We start from the raw sequence: 2,283 nt of genomic DNA, 5'->3' as shown, positions 1-2,283 counted from the left end.
CGCGGCGTGACGCGCGACGCCTCGCACGAACCGCGTCCCGCGCCGCCGCCGACCGGCAGCCCCGAAGGCGCGCCGCCGCAGATTCCCACCGCCGGGCGCAACTGAAGCGGCCAGTCAGACCGCGAGCGCGAGCGGCAACACGTCGTTGACGTGCGTGGCGATCTGCGCGGCCGCGACTCCGTACACATGCAGTGAAACCGTCTGTGTCGCGCTGTCGTTGGCGAGTCGATGCACGTTCGCGCGTCCGGGGCCGCCGAACGCAATTGCGCCGGTTGTCCGTTGCTGCGCGCGCCGGACTTCGGCGACGCCGCGCGACTCGTTCCAGCCGTAGAGCGTTTCGGTGAGCGTGCCGTCGAGCACGGCGTAGCCGCACCACGTGTGATGCGCGTGCACCGGGCTCGCGTGACCCGGCTGCCAGACCAGCGCGGCGACTGTATAACGGCCGCGCGGATCGGCGGCGAGCAGGTGGCGGCGATAGGTGCCGATGTCAGCGTCTGCGCCGGGCATGCGCAGCGCGGGCGTGACGAGCGCGGCGTCGGCCAGCGCCTGGGCGAGCGCGAAACGCACGCCTTGTGCGAACGCAACACAGCGTGAGGGATCGCTGTCGCTCGCCTCGTCGGCATGGGAATGAGGATGAGGGTGAGGGTGAGGGTGAGGGTGAGCGAGGGCGCAGGCGTCGAACGCGCCGTCCAGCGCGCCGCACAGACGCGCGACGGCCGCGGCGTGGGCGGCTTGCTGCAGCGCGGGGTCGAAGGGAGCATTCATCGGCGGGCCTCGTGTCGCGTGTTTTTCGTCAACAGAGTTATACCGATTGGCGTCGAGAAAGAGTTTCCGTTCTTTTTCCCCGTTGCGGCGTAAGATAGAAGAAATTTCTATACGACGGGGTAGGTGGGAATGGATATCATCGACAAAAAGCTGGTGGAGCTGCTGCAACAGGATGCCACCATGCCGGTCGCCGAACTGGCGCAGCGCGTGAATCTCTCGCAGACGCCGTGCTGGAAACGCGTGCAGCGCCTCAAGGAAACCGGCGTGATCCGCGCGCAGGTGGCGCTGTGCGATCCGAAGAAACTGGGCGTCGGCACGACGGTGTTCGTCGCGGTGCGCACGAACCAGCACACCGAGGCGTGGGCGCAGGATTTCACGCGCGCGGTGCAGGATTTTCCCGAGATCGTCGAGGTGTACCGGATGAGCGGCGAGACCGACTATCTGCTGCGCGTGGTGGTGTCCGATATCGACGATTTCGATCGCATCTACAAGCAACTGATTCGCGCCGTGCCGCTGTTCGACGTGAGTTCGAGTTTCGCGATGGAACAGATCAAGTATTCGACGGCGTTGCCGGTGCGCGGAACCTGAACGCGCTTGAGCGTTGCGCGTGCCATGCCGGTCGTCGCCCGCGTCGCAAGCCGTCTGCAAGGCGCGGCGGCGTAGAATGGCCCTTCCTACTTCCTCACCTCATCGGGCAGGGCACGCGACATGAACGAGCCGCGCAAGAAGAACCCCACGTTGGGCGTAGGTGTCCTGATCGTCGTGGTGGTGTTGTTCGTGATCGGCACCGTGCTGTTCAATGCGCTGCGCAGCAAGCGCGAATACGACGAGACCGTCGGCGCGCAGGCGAGCCATGCGGCCACCAGCGCGACCGCCTCGCAGGCGGGCAGCGCCACGCAGTAACGCCACGCGCAGTAACCGTTTTACGCTTCCGGCAGATGGATCAGGCTCGCGTCGCGCCGAATCAGCCATGACGCCGCGAGCATCTGCTTGCCTTGATGCGCGAGCAGCTTCAGATCCTGCACGAGTTCGGCGGCCGGGCCGAGCGCGCGCTCCGCGTCGACCACCATGCTGTCGAGTTCGCGCGTCATGCGCTTTGAAATATCGAGCTGATCCTCGGGGACGGCCGTGCCCGCCTCGGCGGCCACGAGATTCTCGCGCACGCAGTCGAACGTGCGTTCCAGCGCGTCGAGCTTCACGTTCTCTCCCGCATCTGCTTCGAGATTCGCGGTGCTGCGCAACAGCGGCGCGGTGGCCGTGATCTGCGAGGCCAGTTCGTGGCTGCGCACCAGCAGGTCGTTGAGTTCGGGCACAAACTTCTGCGCCGACTTCGGTTCGAGCATCATGCGCTGAAACGCCTGGCCGAGATTCGCAAACGCCACGTGCACGTTCTTGCGCGCGAGCCGGTAACGGAAGTCGCGCGCGAGGGCGGGCACGGCGGCCGCGGCCGTCGACGTTTGCGTGCTTTGCGCGGCGGCCTGCGCCGTCGCCTTCGCGCCCACGGCCGCCACGGGCTGG

The 2,283-nt window shown here is 66.8% G+C and carries 3 protein-coding genes and 1 pseudogene; 2 read left to right on the top strand and 2 right to left on the bottom strand.

The features are described from left to right. Positions 1 to 114: 114 nt before the first annotated feature. Positions 115 to 765: a cysteine dioxygenase family protein gene (locus tag G3N97_RS38310; protein ID WP_205997927.1), complete on the bottom strand. Its 651-nt coding sequence runs from the start codon at positions 763 to 765 to the stop codon at positions 115 to 117. 129 nt (positions 766 to 894) lie between these two features. Here G3N97_RS38310 and G3N97_RS38305 point away from each other — a divergent pair, with 129 nt between their 5' ends. Both G3N97_RS38305 and G3N97_RS38300 read left to right on the top strand, forming a co-directional pair. Further along, a complete protein-coding gene (locus G3N97_RS38305; RefSeq protein ID WP_167371424.1) occupies positions 895 to 1,353 on the top strand; it encodes an Lrp/AsnC family transcriptional regulator in 459 nt (152 codons plus the stop codon). Positions 1,354 to 1,473: 120 nt separating this feature from the next. Further along, a complete protein-coding gene (locus tag G3N97_RS38300; RefSeq protein WP_065061215.1) occupies positions 1,474 to 1,668 on the top strand; it encodes a hypothetical protein in 195 nt (64 codons plus the stop codon). 20 nt (positions 1,669 to 1,688) lie between these two features. Here the strand turns inward: G3N97_RS38300 and G3N97_RS38295 are convergent. Further along, positions 1,689 to 2,283: pseudogene (locus tag G3N97_RS38295) on the bottom strand (AraE protein); the annotation flags it as partial.

The organism is Paraburkholderia sp. Ac-20347 (genome assembly GCF_017104805.1).
Classification (GTDB): Bacteria; Pseudomonadota; Gammaproteobacteria; order Burkholderiales; family Burkholderiaceae; genus Paraburkholderia; species Paraburkholderia tropica.
The sequence above is the reverse complement of the archived record's forward strand: the minus strand, read 5'-3'. Positions and strand labels throughout refer to the sequence as shown.